At 64.2% G+C, this 20,415-nt stretch carries 26 protein-coding genes; all 26 read left to right on the top strand.

The window, feature by feature from the left end; translation table 11 throughout:
• Window positions 1-7: 7 nt before the first annotated feature.
• The 26 genes from ACSQ19_RS19280 (at window position 8) to ACSQ19_RS19155 (ending at window position 20,359) form a co-directional block, all read left to right on the top strand.
• Window positions 8-736 (top strand): transglycosylase SLT domain-containing protein, encoded by a 729-nt coding sequence (locus ACSQ19_RS19280; RefSeq protein WP_436040810.1) that lies wholly within the window; start codon window positions 8-10, stop codon window positions 734-736.
• The gene (locus ACSQ19_RS19275; protein ID WP_436001272.1) at window positions 733-1,872 is read left to right on the top strand and encodes a secretion/conjugation apparatus DotM-related subunit; all 1,140 of its coding nucleotides are present in this window, start codon (window positions 733-735) and stop codon (window positions 1,870-1,872) included. The genes ACSQ19_RS19280 and ACSQ19_RS19275 overlap by 4 nt, the downstream gene beginning before the upstream one ends.
• Before the next feature lie 166 nt (window positions 1,873-2,038).
• Window positions 2,039-3,334: a hypothetical protein gene (locus tag ACSQ19_RS19270; RefSeq protein WP_436001270.1), complete on the top strand. Its 1,296-nt coding sequence runs from the start codon at window positions 2,039-2,041 to the stop codon at window positions 3,332-3,334.
• A gap of 6 nt (window positions 3,335-3,340) precedes the next feature.
• Window positions 3,341-5,845 carry a type IV secretory system conjugative DNA transfer family protein gene (locus ACSQ19_RS19265; protein WP_436001268.1) on the top strand — a complete coding sequence of 835 codons (2,505 nt, stop codon included), beginning with the start codon at window positions 3,341-3,343 and terminating at the stop codon, window positions 5,843-5,845.
• On the top strand, window positions 5,832-6,467 hold the full coding sequence (locus ACSQ19_RS19260) for a YcbK family protein (protein WP_436001266.1): 636 nt from the start codon (window positions 5,832-5,834) through the stop codon (window positions 6,465-6,467). Before ACSQ19_RS19265 ends, ACSQ19_RS19260 begins: the two co-directional genes overlap by 14 nt.
• Window positions 6,467-7,309, top strand: coding sequence for a thiol:disulfide interchange protein DsbG (gene dsbG / locus ACSQ19_RS19255; RefSeq protein ID WP_436001264.1), 843 nt, complete (start codon window positions 6,467-6,469; stop codon window positions 7,307-7,309). Before ACSQ19_RS19260 ends, dsbG begins: the two co-directional genes overlap by 1 nt.
• A gap of 65 nt (window positions 7,310-7,374) precedes the next feature.
• On the top strand, window positions 7,375-7,854 hold the full coding sequence (locus ACSQ19_RS19250; protein WP_436001262.1) for a hypothetical protein: 480 nt from the start codon (window positions 7,375-7,377) through the stop codon (window positions 7,852-7,854).
• A 93-nt stretch (window positions 7,855-7,947) separates the two neighbouring features.
• A complete protein-coding gene (locus tag ACSQ19_RS19245; RefSeq protein WP_436001260.1) occupies window positions 7,948-8,070 on the top strand; it encodes a hypothetical protein in 123 nt (40 codons plus the stop codon).
• A gap of 9 nt (window positions 8,071-8,079) precedes the next feature.
• On the top strand, window positions 8,080-9,234 hold the full coding sequence (locus tag ACSQ19_RS19240; protein WP_436001258.1) for an ArdC-like ssDNA-binding domain-containing protein: 1,155 nt from the start codon (window positions 8,080-8,082) through the stop codon (window positions 9,232-9,234).
• 66 nt (window positions 9,235-9,300) lie between these two features.
• Window positions 9,301-10,263 carry a hypothetical protein gene (locus ACSQ19_RS19235; protein ID WP_436001256.1) on the top strand — a complete coding sequence of 321 codons (963 nt, stop codon included), beginning with the start codon at window positions 9,301-9,303 and terminating at the stop codon, window positions 10,261-10,263.
• Window positions 10,260-10,724, top strand: coding sequence for a hypothetical protein (locus tag ACSQ19_RS19230; protein ID WP_436001254.1), 465 nt, complete (start codon window positions 10,260-10,262; stop codon window positions 10,722-10,724). The genes ACSQ19_RS19235 and ACSQ19_RS19230 overlap by 4 nt, the downstream gene beginning before the upstream one ends.
• Before the next feature lie 98 nt (window positions 10,725-10,822).
• Window positions 10,823-11,191: a hypothetical protein gene (locus ACSQ19_RS19225; protein ID WP_436001252.1), complete on the top strand. Its 369-nt coding sequence runs from the start codon at window positions 10,823-10,825 to the stop codon at window positions 11,189-11,191.
• On the top strand, window positions 11,188-11,982 hold the full coding sequence (locus ACSQ19_RS19220; protein WP_436001250.1) for a hypothetical protein: 795 nt from the start codon (window positions 11,188-11,190) through the stop codon (window positions 11,980-11,982). The genes ACSQ19_RS19225 and ACSQ19_RS19220 overlap by 4 nt, the downstream gene beginning before the upstream one ends.
• A complete protein-coding gene (locus tag ACSQ19_RS19215; protein WP_436001248.1) occupies window positions 11,979-12,512 on the top strand; it encodes a hypothetical protein in 534 nt (177 codons plus the stop codon). Before ACSQ19_RS19220 ends, ACSQ19_RS19215 begins: the two co-directional genes overlap by 4 nt.
• Window positions 12,509-12,847, top strand: a complete 339-nt coding sequence (locus ACSQ19_RS19210; RefSeq protein ID WP_436001246.1) for a hypothetical protein — start codon at window positions 12,509-12,511, stop codon at window positions 12,845-12,847. The genes ACSQ19_RS19215 and ACSQ19_RS19210 overlap by 4 nt, the downstream gene beginning before the upstream one ends.
• A gap of 2 nt (window positions 12,848-12,849) precedes the next feature.
• Window positions 12,850-13,269, top strand: coding sequence for a hypothetical protein (locus tag ACSQ19_RS19205; RefSeq protein ID WP_436001244.1), 420 nt, complete (start codon window positions 12,850-12,852; stop codon window positions 13,267-13,269).
• A gap of 68 nt (window positions 13,270-13,337) precedes the next feature.
• Complete coding sequence (locus tag ACSQ19_RS19200; protein WP_436001242.1) at window positions 13,338-14,342, top strand: hypothetical protein; 1,005 nt, start codon at window positions 13,338-13,340, stop codon at window positions 14,340-14,342.
• A gap of 10 nt (window positions 14,343-14,352) precedes the next feature.
• Window positions 14,353-15,351, top strand: a complete 999-nt coding sequence (locus ACSQ19_RS19195) for a Fic family protein (protein WP_436001240.1) — start codon at window positions 14,353-14,355, stop codon at window positions 15,349-15,351.
• Window positions 15,352-15,953: 602 nt separating this feature from the next.
• Window positions 15,954-16,604 (top strand): hypothetical protein, encoded by a 651-nt coding sequence (locus ACSQ19_RS19190; RefSeq protein WP_436001238.1) that lies wholly within the window; start codon window positions 15,954-15,956, stop codon window positions 16,602-16,604.
• A gap of 17 nt (window positions 16,605-16,621) precedes the next feature.
• Window positions 16,622-17,635 carry a hypothetical protein gene (locus ACSQ19_RS19185; protein ID WP_436001236.1) on the top strand — a complete coding sequence of 338 codons (1,014 nt, stop codon included), beginning with the start codon at window positions 16,622-16,624 and terminating at the stop codon, window positions 17,633-17,635.
• Window positions 17,636-17,643: 8 nt separating this feature from the next.
• Window positions 17,644-17,955 carry a hypothetical protein gene (locus ACSQ19_RS19180; RefSeq protein ID WP_436001234.1) on the top strand — a complete coding sequence of 104 codons (312 nt, stop codon included), beginning with the start codon at window positions 17,644-17,646 and terminating at the stop codon, window positions 17,953-17,955.
• Complete coding sequence (locus ACSQ19_RS19175) at window positions 17,952-18,515, top strand: DUF6036 family nucleotidyltransferase (protein ID WP_436001232.1); 564 nt, start codon at window positions 17,952-17,954, stop codon at window positions 18,513-18,515. The genes ACSQ19_RS19180 and ACSQ19_RS19175 overlap by 4 nt, the downstream gene beginning before the upstream one ends.
• Before the next feature lie 74 nt (window positions 18,516-18,589).
• Window positions 18,590-18,889 carry a hypothetical protein gene (locus ACSQ19_RS19170; RefSeq protein ID WP_436001230.1) on the top strand — a complete coding sequence of 100 codons (300 nt, stop codon included), beginning with the start codon at window positions 18,590-18,592 and terminating at the stop codon, window positions 18,887-18,889.
• Complete coding sequence (locus tag ACSQ19_RS19165; RefSeq protein WP_436001228.1) at window positions 18,886-19,407, top strand: hypothetical protein; 522 nt, start codon at window positions 18,886-18,888, stop codon at window positions 19,405-19,407. The genes ACSQ19_RS19170 and ACSQ19_RS19165 overlap by 4 nt, the downstream gene beginning before the upstream one ends.
• A complete protein-coding gene (locus tag ACSQ19_RS19160; RefSeq protein WP_436001226.1) occupies window positions 19,404-19,934 on the top strand; it encodes a hypothetical protein in 531 nt (176 codons plus the stop codon). The genes ACSQ19_RS19165 and ACSQ19_RS19160 overlap by 4 nt, the downstream gene beginning before the upstream one ends.
• Window positions 19,934-20,359: a hypothetical protein gene (locus ACSQ19_RS19155; RefSeq protein ID WP_436001224.1), complete on the top strand. Its 426-nt coding sequence runs from the start codon at window positions 19,934-19,936 to the stop codon at window positions 20,357-20,359. The genes ACSQ19_RS19160 and ACSQ19_RS19155 overlap by 1 nt, the downstream gene beginning before the upstream one ends.
• Window positions 20,360-20,415 lie beyond the last annotated feature (56 nt).

Here is a 20,415-nt window from a genome sequence, read left to right as displayed (position 1 = left end):
GGATGCCATGGCCGTCGAAGTCGTCCAGCAGCAAGCGCAGTGCATCCGCAGTGCGGCGAGCGCCTACGGTGTAGCCGAAGACGTCGTTGTGCGCGAGGTGTCGCTTCGCGCAGGTGGCCGTGGCCGTATCGTCCAGCTGGCCGATGGCAACTTCGAGGTCGGCGTGATGCGTATTCCGGGTGCGGCGCTGCCGGCGCTGGGCCAGTACGGCATCAGCCAGCAGCAGCTGGTGGCCGACGACTGCCTCAGCATCCAGGTCGGCACCTACATGATTCGCCTGCGGGAGCTGGAGCAGGCCAAGCAGGCACTGTACGTGGCCAGCACGCAACGCGGCAGCAGCAATGTTCGGCAATGCGTGGCTGCTGCCTCGCAGCGTTACCGCGTGCCGGAAGTGATCATCATGGCGTACCTGAAGACCGAAGGCGGATCGACGGGCAAGCAGAATCGCAACACCAACGCCAGCTACGACATGGGGCTGATGCAGGTCAACGACATCCACCTGCGTGGCGCGCCGCACTACCTGGAGCGCCACGGGATCACCCGCGAGCGGCTGATGAACGATGCGTGCCTGAACATCCATGTCGGCACGTACCTGGCGGCTTATGAGATCTCCAAGGCGCCGAACTTCTGGACGGGTGTGGGCAACTACCACAGCAAGACGCCGCCCAAGCGTGAGGCTTACATGCGCAAGTTCTATCGCAATCTGGCCTCCGTCAGCGGGGGTGCGCCGCGATGAGCAAGCAGCGCCGCCAGGAGGGCTCAACGGATGACGGTCTGCCTTGGGGCTGGTTCGCCGCGATCTTCCTGACCGTGGTCATGTGGTTCATTTTCGATGACCAGATCTCGTGGGTCGTCATGTGGGTTCGCTATGCCGAAGCCCACCTGATGGTGTTCGACGGCGAAGGCCAGCAGATGATGGTCGAATTCCTCGGTCGCGTGCGACCGGAAGACGCCACATTCATGCAGCTGATCGAGTCCGGTGCCGTGGCCGGCTACTCGCTGCGCTGGTTCAGTGCAGCATTCCTGATCGGCTGGTTCATCTGGCTGTATCGGAAAGCATCGGCCCGAGCCGGGCGGATGACCAAGAAGCACAGCATGGAATCGCTCGCACAGCAGGAGGCCGAGAACTATCCGGCACTGCTGCCGGTGCTGAATGCCGATATGGCACGCATCCCGCTGGACGATCCGGTCAACGGCATGCGCCAGGATGCGAGGTTCTATTGCCGGCGCCATGGGCTGGTGCTTCCTCGCTGGACCCGCAGTGAAGACGTGCCGGCCGACGCGATGGTCCTGGCCGATGGCCGCTACCTGCTGCGCGAACGCGCTGAGCAGGTGTTCGCCAAGCAGCTCGGTCGGCGCTGGGATGGTGTGGATCGCTTGAAGGCGCATGAGCGTTCGCTCCTGGCAGCCTTCATCGCTCAGGTCAATGCAGACGCCACGACGGCGCAGGCGATCCTCAACGGGATCAACCTGGTGTGGACCAAGGCGCTGAAGGAAGGCAAGCCGGAGTTGCTGACCACGCCGCAGGTGGACGAAGCGATCAGCAAGTACATCGACTCGCCCAAGGTGGTCGCCCTGATCCGCCAGCACTACCACGTGCGTTGCGTACTGCGCCGCCTGCTGGAAGAGGCGCGCACGAACGGCAAGCTGCCAACGCCGTGGTTCCGCTGGCTGAAGATGGCCGATCGCACCACCTGGTACGTCATGAACGACCTCGGCCTGGATGTGGCGAGCGTTGAAGCCGCCGGCGTCCATTCGCACTACATGGCCGAAAAGCTGGCCGCCACTGCTATCCAAACCCCCCTTGTGGTGCCCGCGGTCGACGGCACTGCTGACGCCCTGAATTCGCTTGAGGATGACGAGAATGTCTAAGGTCCTGGTACGTCTTACCGACGCGCAAGAAGAGAAGCTGTTGGACAAGCTGCGGTGCCTGGCCGCTGGTATGCAGGTCCAGCCTGGTGTGTGGTCTCGTACGGCGAGCGCGCTCTTGGATCTTGTGCTGCAGGCGCGCAGCGAAGAGGCAGCGAAAGGCCCGAGAATGCATTTTGAACTGCAGCCGGAGATGTGGTTCACGGCTTGGGAGATCAAATCCCTTTGCAGCTCGGGCCCGTCCCCCGATGTGCAGCAACGAGCGCTGCGGTGGGTTCGGGGCTTGCCGGGCAATGCGAGCTATGACCCGGAAGCAAACCCCGCGTGGTCGAGCCAAGCGGAGGCATACTTCGAGCAGATCACCGTCATCCTGTCCCCCGCGGTAGCCGAGCTGCGCGCCCTGATGCTCAGCTTTGAAGCAAGCGAGCAGGAGCGGAGCCCGAACGTTGCCGTCGAGATCGATTCGAGCTTCATCTACATTGATGGAAAAGGCGACAGGAATTGGAGAAGCCGGACCTGGTTCGGCGGACTCACGGTAAACAGGATCAGCTGGGGTGCTGCGAAAGCATGGGCAGGCCTGCGCGGCCACACCCATCCGCGCACGTGGGTGAAGACGCTGCGCGTCACCGCCGGTGCGGTGTGGCGCCTGGCCGTGCACCAGCTGCGCGAGATCCGCGCCGAGCTCACGCGCGCGATGCGGCCGGTGGCGAAGGTCCGCGTCCTGCGCGACTACGGCGTGGCCATGACCAAGGCCGCTCGCTACGGTGGCGGTACGATCCTGGTGCCGATCCGCAACGCTTCCACGGCCGAAACGCTGGGCGTAGCGGTGGAAGAGCAGCGCGATGGCTTCGGCGTGAGCGTCTACAGCGCCGCTGCAGTCGAGGGTCGCACCAGCCTGCGCGTTGAGCGCTGGAAGATCGACGGTGTCACCGATCGCCTGGCGGCCGAGCAGCTGAAGCAGCGCATCGAGCGCGCGATGGTGCAATCAGCCGGTGGCGCGGGCGGTAGCGTCTGGCCGAAGGCGCTGGCCGCCGCCGCTGTCGTGGTCGTGGCCGTAGGCCTGCTGTCGAACCGCGCCCCGAAGCCTGAAGGCGGCGAGCAAGTGGCGTCTGCGCAAGCAGAGCAGCAGTCGATGGAAGAGGCCAATGCGGCGCTGGCCGCACTGTTCGGTGCGCCCGCCAACGCGATGCCGGTGAACGGTGAGGCGATCCCCGCCGAGATCATGGCCGAGGTGCTGGCCGGCGCCGGCCTGGACCCGGCCGCAGCCGCAGAGCTGCAGGCTGCTGGCGGCAACGATCCGTGGGTGGCTCAAGCGATGGCCAGCGCCAAGCAGGTCGCCCAGGAGACGATCTTCCAGCAGGGCGCGGTGGGTACGCCGCCGCCGGACCCGAGCCTGAAGCAGTTCGGCCTGGGCAACACCATCGCCGGCTGCGATCCGGCGCTGAGCTTCAAGGTCAGCGAGTAAGCACTGATGGCCAACGGCCCCATCCAAGGCGTACGCCGCGAGCAGGAGATCCGCCGCACGCGGCTGCTGCGCGATACCCGTACGCTGTGGGAACAAACCACGGACCTTGCCAGCACCGAGTTTGCGGTGGCGGTGCTGGGATTCCTATCCGTGGTCGGCGTGGTCGTATTCCCCTTCCTGTTCGACATCCTGCCGTTGCTGGCGCTGGCATACGCGCCGATCGTGCTCTCGCGCAAGGAAGACACGCCCTTCCGCAAGCGCAAGGGTCTGAACGAGCTGGACGAGAAGGACCTGCACCCGGGCACGGGCAAGCCGATGATGGCCCGCGGCATCGGCTACATCGGCAATCGTGAGGGTGACAACGCTGAGATCTGGGCAGCCAACGAGGATATGCGTACGCACATCTTCGTGCTGGGCTCCACCGGTGCCGGTAAGACCGAAGGCCTGACGTCGATGGCATTCAACGCGATCACCTGGTGCTCCGGTTTCGCGTACGTCGACGGCAAGGGTGACGTGTCACTGTGGGGCAAGATCTTCTCGATGGTGCGCCAGTACGGCCGCGAGGACGACTTGCTGGTCATCAACTACATGACCGGCAACGCGGACACGAAGAAGAAGCGTGTCGACAAGCCGTCCAATACGTACAACCCGTTCTCAGTCGGCAACGCCGACAGCCTGATCCAGCTGGTTGTGAGCCTGATGGACGCCTCGGACGGCAAGGGCGACATGTGGAAGGGCCGCGCAATCAGCTTCATCTCCGCGGTACTGCCCGCGCTGGTGGATCTGCGCGACCAGGGTCGCCTGATGCTCCATATCGGCGCGATCCGCGAGTTCATGCCCTATCCGAAGTACACCGAGCTGATGAACGATCCGTACATCAGCGACAAGAACCGCACGATGCTGCAGGCGTTCCTGTACGACGTGCCCGGCTACAAGAAGGATGGCGGCGAAAAGCAGTCCTCCACCTTCCTTGAGCAGTTCGGCTACCAGCAGATGCAGTTCACGCGCATTCTGTCCTCGCTGGCCGACACGTACGGCTATATCTACTTCACCCCACAGGGCGAAGTGAACTTCCAGGACGTGGTGCGCAACAACCGCATTCTTCTGGTGCTGCTGCCGGCGCTGGAAAAGTCGCGACCGGAACTGTCCAACCTGGGCAAGATCATCGTCGCGGCGATGAAGGGCATGATGGGCGCCGAGCTGGGCGGCCGGCTGGAAGGCAGCCGCGCCGAACTGCTGGACAACCGCGCCACCATGGCGCCCACGCCGTTCATCGCGATCTTCGACGAGTTCGGCTACTTCATGCCCGAGGACGCGGCCCTGATGTGGGCGCAGGCGCGATCGCTGGGTTTCTGCCTGGTGGCAGCAGGCCAGGACTTGCAGGCGTTCTATCGCACGTCCAAGGAAGAGACGCTGGCGATCTGGTCCAACTCCAACGTCAAGATCATCGGCAAGATGGAAGACTCTGCCGACTCGTATGACCTGATCGAGAAGCGTGCGGGCCAGGCCTATGTGGCCGAGATGAGCGGCTGGGAAATGGGCGATGGCCTGTTCGGCGGCTTCAAGGGCGAGGCCCAGGCCAAGCACACGCGCGTGAACCGCATCGACCTGCAGGACATGGTGAACCAGATCGAGGGTCAGGTTCACATCTTCGTCAAGTCCGATGTCATCCGCGCCCGCATGTTCTACGCGGTGCCGTCCAAGGCCAACGACTACCGGCTGAACCACTTTGTGAAGGTCATGCCGGTCTCCGAAGCGGAGATCCGCAAGCTACAGGTGGACACCAGCAAGATCACCGAGGGCCTGCTGCAGTACCCGCTGGGCGAAACGATCGTGGAGCCGGATGGCGCGTTGCACGCGCTCGATGTGGCGATCAAGGCCAAGGGCACGAAGAGCTACCAGGCCGCGCAGCAGGGTGCAGAGGTCGGCATCAGCTTGTTCGAGGCGGCTGTTGCGGGCCTGAAGCATTCGCCGCAGGCGGAAGCCGAGTCGGGCTCTGCCGGCGGATACACCCACACGCCCGCGGCGGCGCCGGAGGACGCGTCGCAGGAGCCGGCGCAAGCGACGGCGGAAGCTGCCGCGCCGGAGGGTACGGATGACGTGGTGTTCGACGGCAGCGCCCTGGACACGGTCACCGTGTTCGGCCGCGAGTCCTCGACGGCGCCGGTGGAGGCGCAGAGCGACGACATGCTGTTCGCCCAGGCCGCGCAGGCACTGGCGGCCAATGCGATGGGCGCACAGGCATCCTCGCCATCCATGCGCTTCATGGACGCCGCAGCCACTTCCACGGCGCTGGCGGATGTGGCGATGGCGCTGGGCGCCACCGATGCCGAAGCGCGCACCGTCGCACGCGAGATCGTGGGCCAGGTGGCCTCCAGCACCCGCTATCCGGCACCGCCCAAGCCCGAGCGCAACGAGGCGGCGATGGACGAGATGGCCGCCGCGCTTGCCGAGCTGACCACCCTGGTCTCCAAGCACGCGCAGGGAGGAAGCACCGATGGCCAGCACTGATGGCTTCGAGCTGCTGAACGCCCGCCGTCGCCGGCTGCTGCTGGGCATCGGCGCGGGCATGGTGGCGCTGGCCAGCGGCGGAACGCAGGCCAACCCGCTGTCCCGCAGGACGGGGATGGCGCTGCCCACGCACTACGCCGATGCCGCATCGGCCAATGCGTTCTGGGCGCAGCCACGCGTGGTCAACCTGGTTCGTCAGGGTACGGGCGAAGAGCGTCGTGTCTGCTACTGGCGCGATGGGGCCGTGGTGCCGTCCGGCTACCAGCAGGTCTGCCACGTCCTGCGCGATGTGAGGGCAGGGCAGTCCACGCAGATGGATCTGACCCTGATCAACATGATTTTCGGCATGCAGTCCTGGCTGTATGCCACCCATGGGTTCGACGAGCCGTACCTGGTCACCAGCGGCTACCGGACCCAGCACACCAACGCAACGACCGAGGGGGCGGCCAAGAACAGCCTGCATACGCAGGGCCGCGCCATGGATGGCCGCTACGCCAATCTTCCGGCGGAGTTCGTTGGCAAGTTTCTTGCAAGCTACCGCGCCGGTGGAATCGGCTTTTACGTCGACCGGCGCAACTTCATCCACACCGACACCGGCAAAGTCCGATTCTGGAGCTCATGATGTACAAGGGATTTGGTATCAAACTCACTTTCGTCCTGGCCGCTGCTGTTGCCCTGTCGGGCTGCAGCGGTGCCGAGGCCACCGACAAGGCTGCGGCGACGGGGCCGGCTGCCGCGCCGACGACGGCACAGGCCGAAGGCGCTCCGGCGCCGACCGAGGCCGAGCAGTTCCTGATCAGCCAGGGCGCCACGATCTCGGCGGCCTTCACCTCCGAGTCGGGCCTGAAGGCGGTCGTGGCCGATCGCGGCCTCGACCGGCGCCTGTTCTACATCACCCCGGACGGCAAGCACGTGATCCTGGGGACCGTGTTCGACGCCAAGGGCGGGAATGTGACCAGCAACGACATGTCGCGGGCCTCGATCCGCGGCGACGGCGCGCAGAAGGAGCTGGACGAAGCCGAGCTGGCCAAGCTCTGGGAGCAGGCCGGAGAGCTGGACTACATCACCGAGGGCCAGGGCGACAAGGTCGCCTACGTGATCTTCGACCCCCAGTGTCCGTACTGCCACAAGCTGTGGGAGAAGCTGCGTGACGTCGCGGCGACGGGCGGTACTCAAGTTCGCTGGATTCCGGTCGCTATCCTCTCGGAGGACTCCAATCAATTCGCGGCTGCCATATATCAGGCGAAGAATTCTCGCGAAGCACTCACGGAAATGAATAACCGAACCTTGACGGGCGTCAAGGTAACGGAAAAAACCGCCGAGAAACTGGAACGTAACCTGCAGTTGCTACGTACGTCCGGGTACACTGGTGTCCCCACGGTCCTCTACAAGGACCAGGGCAAGGTTCGCGCGACGATCTCCGTGCTGTCCGACGAAGAGACCTTCGCAAAAGCATTCTTGTAAATGGCGATTTGATTCCAGGGTGCCGCCCTCGGGCGGCCCCTTACTTGAGTAGAACAGGGGGCACTATGGATAACAGCTCGAAGGAAGCGGCCAAGCGTCTATACGAACGCTTGTCTGGCATCCGCGTTGACCGCGCGGTTCTCACGCATGCGATCGAAGAGGCATGCGGTTCCAATCGCCTGACGGCCGACAGCGATGACATCGCTGAGCGCCTGGACGATGAGGACTACGCAAGCGTCCTGTACAAGGACGTGACCGACGTGGTTGTGCTGGTCACCGGTGCCCTGGAAGCCCCCACCCATACCGTCTACCGCGACATGGTGATGCACGCCGAGCGGCAGGCATCGTTCGAGCCATTCGACGAAGTCAGCACGGTGTTGCGCCAGGTCGTGGCGCGCAACATGGCCGAGACCGGCCTGGAAGACATGCTGGACGGCCCGGCGCGCAAGACCGCCATCCAGAACCTGCGCTATGGCCTGCACGTGCTGGGGGACGAAGATCCTTTCCACGTGGGCGAAGAGCTGGCATCCGTGGCATCGGCCTGAAAGATACTCTAACGAAAGTTATTGACAGCCATGAATCCGGATAGTCTAATGAAAGGCAAGGCGGCACCCGTCGCCTTCCCACAGGAGACATCCATGCCCGCTGCCAACACCACGATCAACGCGACGCAGGACCCGGACCGTCTGGACTGGGCCGACGTGCGCGACGGCTACCTGCAGCCTGCCCCGGCCGACGCCGGCACCCCCGACAACCAGTAAGCAGCCACCATGACCCGGATTCGCCCGATCAGTTCGCTGGTCGGCGGCCAGGTTGCTGGGAACCCCCTGCCGGCATCCCCCTTGCCGGCAGGGGCTATTCCTTCCACTGGTGCCGCCTCGACCTCCGCCCGCACGACGCCGCAGGGCGCGACGCGGCCTTCCAATTTCGATCTCAGCCGTGACGAGCTGGCCCGCGCAGTCGAGGCCGGTGTGCTCGATCCGGTCTCCACCTTCGGCAAGGTGATGCAGTGGCCGACTTCGGCGGCCAACGGCCGGCCGTACCACGGCCTCAATGTGCTGACGCTGGCCAACGCCGCCATGGAGAAGGGCTACGAGTCCGGCCAGTGGTGCACCTTCGACGGCGCCAAATCCCGCGGCTGGAGCGTGCGCAAGGGCGAGCAGTCCACGAAGGTCTTCTTCTTCCAGACCGTCACCCGCGACACGGGCGAGGTCGATGAGGACACCCAGGAGCCGATCCTGGAAACCTACCCGCGTCTGGCGCAGTTCCGCGTGTTCAACGTGGACCAGCTGGACCGCACCGGCGGCGAGCCGATCACCGAACCCAAGGGTGTCATCACCGGGCCGGGCGCCACTTCGCGCGCCGTCGATGTGCTGGAGCGCATCGCCAACCACATGGGCTATGAGGTCCAGTGGGACGCGAAGGTGGGCAAGGCCGAGCTGATCGACGACACGATCCACGCATCCTCGGCCGACCAGCTGGGTTCGGTGCTGATGCGCGTGGCCATCACCGAGGGCGTCATCGAGCGCGGCCGCAAGGCCAAGGCCGAGCCGGCGAGCGAGGAAGCACGCCAGCAGCAGGCCGAGCAGAATGCGGCCGAGAAGCGCCTGGTGCAGAAGATGGCCGAAGCCATGCTCAGCATGCGCCTGGGCATCCCGATCAAGGGCGAGAGCTTCGATCCGGCCGACATCCACGCCGCTTTCGGTGGTGGCAAGCAGGTCGCGCTCCGCGCGGCAGGCAAGGCCGAGCAGGCCGTGGGCTACATGCTCGCCTTCGACCCCGAGCTGCAGGACACGCTGGTGGAAGAGCGTCGTGCGATGTACGACGAGATCCTGGACGCCGGCGGTGATGAGGTAGTGTTCGACGCCTCCACGCTCGGCCTGGACCAGGTCCAGCCGCGTACGCGCCAATCCCCCAAGCCCTGATGGAAGCGGCCGGCACCTGATCCTCGTCCAGGTGTCGGCCGCTGACTCTTCCCCCGAGAGCATCGAATGAAGATCGTTGGCATTGCCGCATCGCGGATCAGTACGCTCGCTATCGCGCTTCTGCGCGCAGAAGACAACGAACCGATCCCGCGAGCGGAGGTCACCTTGGGTGACGTCTGGAATGCGGACACGATCGAAGAGGGCGAAGAGATGGACGCCTGGGATGCTCACAACGATCCCAATGTCGCCTACATCACCGTCAGCATCGCCAATGGCGATGGCGAGGACCGCGACCTGGTCAACATCGACTGCCTCGATGCCTACTCGACAACGGAAGTCGTCGCGATGTACCTCGACGCCACCAGCAGCCGCGCCAACCTGGAGCGTGCGATCAGCGGCAAGGCAGCGGACGGCACGGATCTGTCGGCCGAGAGCAGGCTGATGCTCGCCGCCGAAGCGCGCCAGAAGGCGTTGCCCTGGACGCGCCTGGCCAAGCCGGGTGGGCTGGCCGCAGGCTCCGCGAATCCTTGGGAGCGTGAGCAGAACCCTGCGGTGGCCAAGCTGCATGGGACAAGCCACGTGGCACACCCGGACAGCGCCACCTGGACGCTGTTCTCGATGTACGGCAAGGGCGGCGGTGGCCGCACGCAGACGCACATCATCACCCTCAACCCGGCCAGCGCCCGCAACGTGCGCGAACTGCGCGATGAGCTGGCTGCGGTGGCCGAAGGCGCCGCACAACTGCGTCGCCATCTGACCAGCGGCATGCCCACGCCCTTCGAGCTGTCGGAGATCCATCGCGAGCGCGAGCTGACGCCGACCACCGGCGACGTGCGTGAGTTGGATGACCTGCGTGCTCACATCGAGGCCGAAGGCATCTGCATCGACGATGAGGCGGATGCCGATGAGATCTTCGCCGCAGCGACGGCGCTCGCCGGCGACGGCATGCCATTCCGCGGCCGCCGCGAGGCCCGTGCGCTGGCGGATCTGGTGTGCGAGCTGCGCAGCAGCCAGGGAGCACGCCCGTGACCGACATTTCCCCCGATCTCGATACCTACATCAAGGTGCGCCGCGACGAGCTGATCCGTCGCCTGGTGGCCCGCGACGTAGCACGTGCGTGCCAGGACAAGGCGTTCATCCCGGACCTGTTCCTGCTTGGTGCGCAGATCCCGTCCTACCACGCGATGAGCGACAACGCGCTCAAGCAGCGGTATCAGGAAGCCTACGGCGAGCCGTACGTGTTCGAGAACCCGGCGCCGTCGCCCATGGAACGACTGCTGAGCGATGAGCATCGGGTGCAGTTGATCGATGAACTGATCGAGCATGAGATCGATTCGTGCATCGCTGGCGACGGCGTCCTTTACTCACGTCTCAAGAAGGGGTGGGAAGGTTTCGAGCGCATGAGCGACGAGCTGCTGCTTGGCCAGTACCAGGAGATCTTCGGTGAACGATTCGAGGAAGATCCGCGGCCAGAAGCGCCGTCGCCGTGAGTGAGGGCGGTCCCCTCACGCTGCACCCGGAGCAGCGCGAGGCGCTGATCGCGGCGCTAAGCGTCCCGCGATTCGCCACGGCGATGAACCGGAGCCCCATGCTGAAGGCGATCGTCAAGGGCGGCTTTGCCGGCCTGCACAAGCTGGCAGATGTCGATCTGCTGGCGTGCCACATCGAAGCCTTCAAAAGAGAATTCCCGTACGAGGACATCAAAGTGAGTTCAGCCGAAGTATCTGCCGAGGCGCCGGAGCGCCTGCTGACCGACGAGCAACGCCGTGTCGTGATCGAGGCCCTGGTGGATGACACCGTCGCGTTCATTCGCAAGGACGTCGAGTACCTGCAGAACCTGCTTCGCGAAGGTCGTGGAGGCTACCAGGACATGACCGACGAAGCGCTCTTGATCGAGCACGAAGACATGATCGGCCGCTACGAACACGACCCCCGCCCGGAGACCCCCAAGCCGTGAGCATCGCGAAAACCCTTCTGACTCCACCGCAGCGCGCCGAGCTGATCGAGAAGCTGAGCAGCGACACCTTCAGCTCCGCACATGGCGATCGCGGTTTCCTGCTGGGCATGATCACCGAGGGGTTCCGCGGCTTCAGCAAGCTCGGTGATGCCGAGCTGCTGAAGTGCCACCGCGACGCGTTCGATGAGGACTTCGCGTACGAAGCCACGGCAGTGAGCCAGGCCCCGGTTCTGTTGATCGCGTGCAACCCTGCGCGAAACACCGTGAGCTTCAGCGACTGGTCGCCGGAGATCAGCGCCCACTACGAAGGCAAGCTGCAGGCAACGCTCGATGGTGGCGCCCGGGCCGCAGAGTTCTCGGTCAAGAATCGGGCCTTCATCGTGCTTGTCGATGGCGAGAACGATGCGATGTTCGAGGCGCTGCAAGCCGCCACTGGCGTGCCGGCAGGGCTGTTCGAGAAGCTGCGTGAGGACTGGTACAACCATGATCTGCAGGAGCAGGTGGTGGGCGGCATCGTCCTGGAGGGTGCTGATGTGGATGAGGTGTTTCAGGGCTTGGAGCGGCTGATCAATGTCGACAACTCGGACATCATGCCCAAGGGCAGGTTCGACGTGGAGCCGGTCAGCTACGTTCGCACGCAGCACACCGGCGACATCCTCTACGAGGTATTTGATGATGGCGACGGCATCGGCGACGGGATCTCGATCCTGACCACCAGCTTCCGGCGCACGCTCGATGACGCGCCGCGCCTGGAGGTGTCGGGGTTCGAGCTGGAGGGCTCGCGCCCGTGAGTGCTGTCCTGTTGGAAGAGAAGCTGCTGGTGGGCGTCCAAGGCAAGCAGGTCTTGGTCGCCATTGTGCGAGAGGCGGACTTCTTCAACCTCGGCACGCTGGGTCAGCGTGTGAAAGGGTTGGGCTATGGGTCCTCGTCGGCGGTGTTCAACGGACACCGCGTGGCGGAACAGGCCTATCTGATGCAGGGAGTCTCCCTGGAAGATGCCGCCGACAGCGCCGGCATCCCGGTAGCGCTGCTGGAGGAACTGCAGCACCTGTGGAAGCTCAATCGAAGCAATGAGCCCACCTTCGCTGTGGTGGAGGGCGTTGAGCTGAGCGAGTCCGCCCAGCGCCTGCACCAGGCGGGGCTGGCCGGCGATGCAGTCAAGTGCGCGGTGGCCGTGGAAGTGAGCGTGACGGGTGATGCCGCCGTGCTCGCGCGGCGCCCGAAGGGTCGCGAGGTCATCGAGCAGTCCCTGATGCTGCCGACGACGCTCGTGGCCGTGCAGCGCATGGCGATCGACGACTACGCCTCGCCTTCGCCATGAACGCAGTCGTCAAGCCCGCCGAGGACGAATTCACCGCGCAGATGCGCGAGCTGATGACGTTCTACAGCAACCCGCATGGCCCCCGAGCGGGGTTCTACACAGCCAGCAATGAGGCGTACGTCTCCGAGCAGCTGTTGAAGTCGCGGCGCTCCCACTACGTGATGCCTGCCGAGGCCGCGGCCGAGCTGGCCTATCGCGTCGGCGTGATGGAAAGCGAGTCGGATCTGCGAAATGCGGCGCAGCGCGACCTGATCGTCGAGGCGCGCATCGTCCTGCGTCGTGTCGCAGGTTCTGCGCTCAAGCAGCTGCATGCTGCTGCCAACCAGGAGAAGTGAAGATGGTACGAGCTGATACCGACACCGATCCGCGCACGTACACCGTGAGCGTGACATTCGAGGTGTGGAACAACGCGGCGTACGACGCCGGGCAGCCGCTTGAATCCGGCTTCGAGGTGGAGAGCGAGGAATTCGACTGCGAGCAGCTGGCGCGCCTGCAGCAGAAGTACGGGTTCGACAAGGTGACGGACCGTCACCTGTGGGACGGGGCAAAGCCCGTCTTCAAGACGACGATGCCTGCGGAGGATCGCGCCCACTTCGAGCGTGGTCAGGACAAGCTGTTTTCGCTGACGTTGTTGGCGGTCGACGGTCAGCCGCCGCGGCCAGCGGATCAGCAGCGCGTGGCGGACTACTTCGGGGTGTTCTTCTCCAACCGCGTGCCGGACGACGGCGACGATCTGACCGCACGCCCCCGGCCCTAACCCGGGTCCTGGAGTATCCTATCCAGGTCGCCGGGATCTCCCATCCCCTACACAATCAAGGCACGCGCATGAGCGATATTTCCTACCAGATCGGCCCCTTCCACTTCGCTCACGAGGATGATTGCAAGGCAAAGACCTTCAATAGCGAAGATGGGGGAAAGCGTTCGTTCAAGGTGGTTCTTTCGACGGCCTACAACGCAGGGATCGTGGGCTCAGAAATGAACGGCGTTGCGGTGTTGGATGACGACAATCGCCAGGTGTTGTTCGATTGCGGCCCGGTGGCGTACAACAAGACCGCGCAGAAAATGCTCTTCACGCAACTGATGGATGCAGACTGGCCCACCTTCTGTGGCCTGGTGAAGCAGCAATCGCGATATCGTCAGTGCATGCCTGACATCAATGCGGCAAAGCCTGCCTACGTCTATCCGATCCCGGATGCCGACAACTGGCAGGTGATGAGCGTGGAGCAGGAGGGTCCGGAGGATGATCCGTACACCTACCCGGCGCAGAAGCGCGTGGAGATCGTCAAGGAACTGATCAGCCACACCACGCACCGCGATGGTCCCTATGCGAACGGTCGTCTGGCCTGGAACATCAAGGTGCCGTTCGATGTCGACACCACGGGCAAGACGTCGGACTACCCGGGTGATGCGCAGTTCGACGAGCGCTGGGAGCAGTACCTGAAGGATGAGAGTAACGAGGTGTTCGGTCGCGCCTGCGAAAGCGCGCTGAGCGCTTACGTCGAGGGCGACTACACGATCTACCCGGGCGAGATGCAGGGCAAGATCCACCTGGGTGTCGAGGGTCGCATGGGCGGGTGGCTGGTGCTGGACAAGATCGACGGCGTCGGCTCGCTCCGGTGGGACGGGCAGGCAGAGATGGAGGAAGAGCTGATGGGCTTTTCCGCTGAAGATCTCGCTGTGCTCTACAAGGTCGTGCGCAATCTGGATCGCGACGTGAGCCGCCAAAAGATCCGCAGCGAGATGGCCCACCAATACGCCTTCATCCGCAGCCAGCAGGAGGAAGAGTGGACGCAGGAGTTGGAAGAAGAGCCGGCGTCGCCGCGGCCGTAACGGAGTCAGCATGCGGACACTGCTCGCGGTCGATTCGATCCTCGCCTACCTGGACAAGCCCGATACTGATCGCCCCGTGGCGCGGTATCAGGGCGAGCGGCTGGACGATCGCGAGTTCTTCAGCGAAGAGCAGCTGCAGCGGTTGGACCGGCTGGTCCAGGGTGTAGAGACGCCCAGGTCGTCAGGCCACGGGCTGTCGAAGTTCCTGATCGACTTCGCCTGGGCGTCTTCCAAGCTGGAGGGCAACACCTACACCGAGCTGGAGACCAAGTCGCTGCTTCAGTTCGGAACGGTCAGCAAGGACAAGCCTGCCGAGGACGCGGCGATGGTGATCAATCACCGCCGCGCGATCGAACTGATGCTGGCCAGGCCGGATATCGAGTTCGACCAGCTGTTGGCCATCCACAAGGCGTTGGCAGACGACACCGATGCCCCAGGGTCTCGCCACTTCCTGGAAGTCGGCAAGCGGGGCGTCATCCGCTCCTACACGCCTGATGGCCTGCACATCACGGGCACCTCGTATCTGCCGCCACAAGCCGAGGGGCGGCCGCCAGGATTCCTGGAGGACGAGGCGCGCCGCGCGATCACACATGCGCGATCGATCGATCATCCCGTGCAGCAGGCGTTCTACGTGATGACGCGCCTGCCGTACCTGCAGCCGTTCTATGACGCCAACAAGCGCACCTCGCGTGTGTTGGCCAATGCGCCGTTGATTGCCAACGACTATGCGCCGCTGTCCTTCGTGGACTTCGACAAGACGGCCTACCTGCGTGGCCTAGTGGCGTTCTATGAGCTGGGCGATGAGCAGCTGTTCGGCCAAGCCTTCGTGCGGGCCTACGTCGGATCGGCCATCCGGTACCGCTCCCTGCCCGAGTCGGTGCGCGTGCAGCTCACGCTGGATCGCGATCGCTTCCTGGATCAGGCCACGAACTTCGTGCTGACGGGGGAGGATGAGCTGGCGGTCGAGCTGGCGCTGGCGCCGGCATCGAGTACGAACCGCCCCCGCTGATGGGAGCCACCAGGCGGAAATGCAAAGCCCGGCCAAGTGCCGGGCTTTTGCTTTCTTCTGTGCTCAGGAATGTTTGTTTCTTGTGAAACGATTCCCGAAACAGAAAGGCGGCCGTAGGGCCGCCGTTCGGGTCTTGCCTGGCCGGCCCCTTATCGGGGGCGGGGGCGATCGCGCAGGCGCTCAGCCGCCTCCAGGCCCTGCATACGGTAGTCGTGCAGGGTGGGGGCATCAGCGGACACGCTGCGTCGGGCGGCCGACAGCAGCGAGCGGGCGGCGCTGGGAAGGGGGGAGGGGGTGGTCGGTGCGCTCATGGGCTGCATTCCTGACAGAGACAAAAAAGTACGTTTCATCCGAGTATATTATAGCTTGTCTGTAGGGGAAAACCCTACTTCACGGGGAAAATTTTTCGTAAGCGTAATGCTGACAGGGGGCACATTCTGTCCGTGCTCTGCTGCACCCGCATTACGGAGCCTCGTTGGCGAAAGATGTTAAACGATTGTCCTCTATTCGCCCGTTAACCCGTTGTCAATCGAAACGAATTCTTCTCTAACTATCGTTGCACTATCAGTTCAGGTGCAGGATACTACAACGAAAGTAAACGCATGAACACACCAGAAAACATCGGACGCAAGTTGAAACTGCTCGTACTCGGCGACGAAGGCCTCGACAAGACCAAGGCGCACCAGCTCAAGAAGGCGGGTGTCCTGAAGTCGGTTGGCGACGGCATCTATGTCGGTGCGCAGCACGACTTCGGCAAGGTGCTCGATGAGTACGGCATGCGCCTGACCTCGATGCTGTTCCCCAATGCGGTGCTCACGCACCGGACGGCGTATGAGCACAAGCCGATGGACGGCATGATCTTCATCGGCGGCAAGTACCACTACAAGCGACCGATCTCCGAAGGCGAGGCCTCCCTGACCATCGTGCAGGGCATCACCGAGATCCCGGACCGCCGGGACCGGCTGCAGCACGAGGTGATCACGCTGAAGGACAAGATGGGCGAGTTCGAGATGCTGAGCTCCACGCCCGAGTTGATCATGCTGCAGCACTTCGAGGCGACGAAGGTCAACAACATCAAACATCTGGGCGCGACCGACCTGCGCAAGCTGTGGCGCAAGGTCCTGCACCGTCATGACGACGATGTGAAAAAGACTTACAAGGCGATCGAGAAGGTCGCCGAACATGCGGGGCGCAACGCCGAGTACAAGCGGTTCGTGCGCGATATCGACAACATCATCAATCCGGGAATGTAATCGGGAAGGAGTGGGGCGTGCGCTGGGTGGATCTTTCGATGTATGGGCTGGCCATGCAGTTGCATGGTCAAGTCGATCGCAACCTGGTACTGCTCGCGCTGCCTGGCGCTTCTGGCCCCGACGCCGCCGATGCTGCCCGCATGGGCTTCAAGCATCGCGACGGCTTGTACACGCGTGAAGGTCAGAAAATCCACCTGAGCGAGATCCGCGCCGTGTTCCCGCAGGCCCAGGTGCGCGACATCGACGACTCGGCCATCCACTACACGCCGCCGGCGGCCGAGCCGGAGCAGGCGGGCCTGCCCATGCCGGGTCCGGAGGTCATGCTGCCCGCCCACTGGATGCCGCAGGCCGAGTTCGTGCGCCGTGCGCACGTCTACCAGGGCCACGGTGGCTGGCACGTGGATCTGCTCAACGAGCCGATGGAGGTCCCCGACGACGTGCGTGTCCTGGGTGGACGGACGTCGATGGACAAGATCGCAGCCCTCGTGCACGCGCATGCGGTGCAGAAGGCCGACAACGCCGATCCGACGCAGTCGCGCATCGAGGTGCTGGCGGACTACCCCAAGTGCCTGACGGGCACCTGGTACGCCAACCGCCAGGCAGAGACCAACGTGACCAAGCTGCTCAGCCGGTTGGCCGTCCTGCCGCGAATGATGGATTACGTGCGCCTGGGAGATGGTCGCACCGCGCACTGCCGGCTGAAGAACCCGCCGTACCAGGACCTGGCGATCGAGGTCCACCCCTCGGACGATCGCTTCGAGCAGCGCGTGTACCTGACGCACTATCGCGACGATGGCCAGGCCGATGGTGAGATGGTCTACGGCACCGCCAAGGGCCGCTTGTGGTTCATCGAAACGGCCGTCAATGGGCCGTGGGGCGAGCATCGGGCGCCGGATCGATCGTTTGCCGGCATGTTCGCTCGCAATCTGCTCGCGCAGGGCTTCGACACGGCCGCGATCGACTGGAGCGGTGAGCTGGCCGAGCGCGAGGAAGATGCCCCCGCGCCGTCCCTGAGGCCGTCTCTGGGCTGACCATGTCCATGAACCCTGCCCAGCGCCTTGCGTTCTGGTCCCTGGTGGCGGATCGGATCGAGGGTCGCGACCCGGGCGCGCTGGAGCGCGGGCGCCGGCGCCTGCAGCGCTGGCGGACCATCAACTCGCCCAGTGCCAGCGATCGCTACTGGGACGAGTGGGAGAGCCGAATCAACGAAGGGATGCAGGCGGTCGTACGACAGCTGCGTGACCCCAGCGAGCGCGGGGATGTGCTGCGCTCCACGGCCCCGTTTCTGGACGTGGTCAGCCAGGCCGAGCGCCTGCAGTTCCTGGAGTCGGCCCGGAGCGCGAAGCAATGAAGCGTGAGGCCTTGCTCCATGTCCTGCGGGCGGCCAACGAAGTGGCAGGCGGTCGCGTCGACTTCCTGCTCATCGGCAGCCAGGCCATCCTCGGCGCCGTCGAATCGGACAACTTCACCCTGATGCGCTCCATGGAGGCGGATCTGGCGGCCATGACGCCGGACCAGCGCCTGGCAGAAGAGGTGGCCGATAGGGTGTCGGGCGTGATCGGCGAAGGCTCGGACTTCAACGAGCGCTTCGGCTACTACGCTGACGGCGTGGAGATGAGTACGGCCAAGCTCGCTCCCGGATGGGAGCAGCGGCTGGGTACGATCACGTTCGATGCCTATGGCACGACGAAGACGGCGCGCTTCATCTCGCCCGAAGATCTCGCGGTATCCAAGTTGCTTGCAGGTCGCGAAAAGGATCTGGAGTTCGTGCACGCGATGCTGGAGGAAGACGTCGTCCAGCTGGATGCGGTCGCTGAGTTGCTTGCGACCGTGCCTGCGGACGCCAATCAGCAGCGTGCCGGCGCGTGGCTTGAGTCCCGGCGCAGTGACGTCCCCAGTATGAGGCCCTGAGGCTGGGACAGGCATTGCCTGGCTCAGAAGCACGGGATACTCTAACCAAAGTTCAACAACCCTCAGGAAACGCCATGGCCCTCTTCGGCTACTACATCGACCGCCAAGAGCGCGGTGGTTTTACCGCCGACGTCCGCAACGAAGCGGGCGCTACCGTGTATGAGGTCAGGGCGGGCAATGAACTGGGGCCTGATGAGACCTCCATCATCGACGACGGCTTCATGAAGCATGCTACCGATATGGACGGCCTGCAGGAATACCTGATCCAGCTGAACATCATGCAGCCCGGTGACGAGCTGATGATGTACCCGGGCTTCGAGGCGGCGCTGGAAGAGCGCGAGGCCGAAGAAGCACGCCAGGCAGCGCGTCCGTGAGCAGCCAGCCGCCGACCATTGCCGAGACTTTGGCGCGCCTGGAACAGGCGCTGCCCGTAGGCGACTTCGACTACGACGATGGCTATCGCGATGCGCTGCACAGCGTGTTGCTGGCGTTGGCGCAGGCGGGCATGTCCCGGCAGGCGCTGGATGATGCCATCACCACCGCTCTGGACGCCCACGCCAACAATGCGGCCCAGGTGGCCCGAGAGAAGCCGGGCGATCAGCAGCTCACGGCAGACGGGCATCCGCTCCCGTCCCTGCGATTCGTGCCGCCGCTGGAAGCGCTCACCGACGAACAGCGCGACATCGACACCGACAAGGCGCGCGATGCGATGACGCTCGAATACGAGGCGTGGATGAAGCTGGAAGGCCTCGACCTCACGTCGGCCGACGAGCACCTGTTCGATCCCAAGCTCACGCTGGCACAGCTGGAGTGGGTGCGCGAGTTTACTGAGCGTTGGGACCACAACGACCAGATCGAATCCCTGCAGCACGAACAGAAGCGAAGCCCATGACCGACAGTCGCCCGTGGTATCTCCGCACAGAGAGCGAGTTCTTCGATCTGTACGCCCCCTTGGAAGTCGGCGAGGAAGGCGGCGGCGACTTCATGCGCGATCACGCGCAGGTCAAAGACGAGCCCGTGAACAATGTTTGGTCCATCGTCGAGAGTGATTCGGGCGAGGGCCTGTGGGCCTCGCCGGGATTCCGCGTGGTCAACGTCATCGGCTACGTGCTGACGGAAAAGCCCTGGGTCGATGGTGCCGCGGACGAAGTGTGGCTCGACGGCGTGGAGAAGGCGCTGGACCAACTCGCCGATGGCGTTGACGACGAGGACTACGCCGAGCAGCTGGCCTACGAAGTGCGGGATCGGATGGATACCATCCGTTTTGAGATCGCCACCCGGGCGGGCGAGCCGGGCGAACGCGCGATCAACGCGTGGATGGACGCCAATCCGGAAGATCCGCACACGGTGAAGGTCCGCGACCTGACCCGGCGCCTTGAAGAGGTCCTGAGCGAGGCGCCGGCGCTTAGGGGCGCGTAGTGGCCCGCGACGTCAGAGGCCTTGGCCTTGAGTTCATCGCGCTGGTGGGCGGCATCGCCATGGTTGTGGCAATCGGTCTAGCGGGAGCATGGCTGATCAGTCCGGCACCTGAAAGTTGGCAGGACTGGGTGATGCTCGCTATCGTCGTGATGTTCAATGCGGCGATCGTTGGCGTGGTGCTGAGTGGGTTTCGCCGGCAGCGACGGGAAGACGCCGCTGCGGACGTGGTCTCGACGTGGAAGCGGCTGCCCACAGCGAAGCAGTTCAAACGAGCCCATGGCACCGCCCCACAAGACGACGGTCTCCCGGTTCGCTGTCCTACGTGCGCAAGCGATTTGGCCCGCCACTCCCTTTCCCCGGGCGATCCGAGGTGGCAGATGGGGGGCGCCCGCTGTGGCATCTACCTGTGGAGGAACAATCCCTGATCAGGGGTTGGGCTTCCCTCGACCTGTGGTGATAAGAACTGTGATCTAGTGCCATA

The organism is Pseudoxanthomonas sp. LjRoot127 (assembly GCF_964253495.1).
GTDB lineage: Bacteria > Pseudomonadota > Gammaproteobacteria > Xanthomonadales > Xanthomonadaceae > Pseudoxanthomonas_A.
The sequence above is the reverse complement of the archived record's forward strand: the minus strand, read 5'-3'. Positions and strand labels throughout refer to the sequence as shown.

Coding starts and splice junctions, on each gene's coding strand:
- ACSQ19_RS19280 (WP_436040810.1), top strand. CDS start 8: ATGGCCGTCGAAGTCGTCCAGCAGCAAGCGCAGTGCATCCGCAGTGCG.
- ACSQ19_RS19275 (WP_436001272.1), top strand. CDS start 733: ATGAGCAAGCAGCGCCGCCAGGAGGGCTCAACGGATGACGGTCTGCCT.
- ACSQ19_RS19270 (WP_436001270.1), top strand. CDS start 2,039: ATGCATTTTGAACTGCAGCCGGAGATGTGGTTCACGGCTTGGGAGATC.
- ACSQ19_RS19265 (WP_436001268.1), top strand. CDS start 3,341: ATGGCCAACGGCCCCATCCAAGGCGTACGCCGCGAGCAGGAGATCCGC.
- ACSQ19_RS19260 (WP_436001266.1), top strand. CDS start 5,832: ATGGCCAGCACTGATGGCTTCGAGCTGCTGAACGCCCGCCGTCGCCGG.
- dsbG (WP_436001264.1), top strand. CDS start 6,467: ATGTACAAGGGATTTGGTATCAAACTCACTTTCGTCCTGGCCGCTGCT.
- ACSQ19_RS19250 (WP_436001262.1), top strand. CDS start 7,375: ATGGATAACAGCTCGAAGGAAGCGGCCAAGCGTCTATACGAACGCTTG.
- ACSQ19_RS19245 (WP_436001260.1), top strand. CDS start 7,948: ATGCCCGCTGCCAACACCACGATCAACGCGACGCAGGACCCGGACCGT.
- ACSQ19_RS19240 (WP_436001258.1), top strand. CDS start 8,080: ATGACCCGGATTCGCCCGATCAGTTCGCTGGTCGGCGGCCAGGTTGCT.
- ACSQ19_RS19235 (WP_436001256.1), top strand. CDS start 9,301: ATGAAGATCGTTGGCATTGCCGCATCGCGGATCAGTACGCTCGCTATC.
- ACSQ19_RS19225 (WP_436001252.1), top strand. CDS start 10,823: ATGCTGAAGGCGATCGTCAAGGGCGGCTTTGCCGGCCTGCACAAGCTG.
- ACSQ19_RS19210 (WP_436001246.1), top strand. CDS start 12,509: ATGAACGCAGTCGTCAAGCCCGCCGAGGACGAATTCACCGCGCAGATG.
- ACSQ19_RS19205 (WP_436001244.1), top strand. CDS start 12,850: ATGGTACGAGCTGATACCGACACCGATCCGCGCACGTACACCGTGAGC.
- ACSQ19_RS19200 (WP_436001242.1), top strand. CDS start 13,338: ATGAGCGATATTTCCTACCAGATCGGCCCCTTCCACTTCGCTCACGAG.
- ACSQ19_RS19195 (WP_436001240.1), top strand. CDS start 14,353: ATGCGGACACTGCTCGCGGTCGATTCGATCCTCGCCTACCTGGACAAG.
- ACSQ19_RS19190 (WP_436001238.1), top strand. CDS start 15,954: ATGAACACACCAGAAAACATCGGACGCAAGTTGAAACTGCTCGTACTC.
- ACSQ19_RS19180 (WP_436001234.1), top strand. CDS start 17,644: ATGAACCCTGCCCAGCGCCTTGCGTTCTGGTCCCTGGTGGCGGATCGG.
- ACSQ19_RS19175 (WP_436001232.1), top strand. CDS start 17,952: ATGAAGCGTGAGGCCTTGCTCCATGTCCTGCGGGCGGCCAACGAAGTG.
- ACSQ19_RS19170 (WP_436001230.1), top strand. CDS start 18,590: ATGGCCCTCTTCGGCTACTACATCGACCGCCAAGAGCGCGGTGGTTTT.
- ACSQ19_RS19160 (WP_436001226.1), top strand. CDS start 19,404: ATGACCGACAGTCGCCCGTGGTATCTCCGCACAGAGAGCGAGTTCTTC.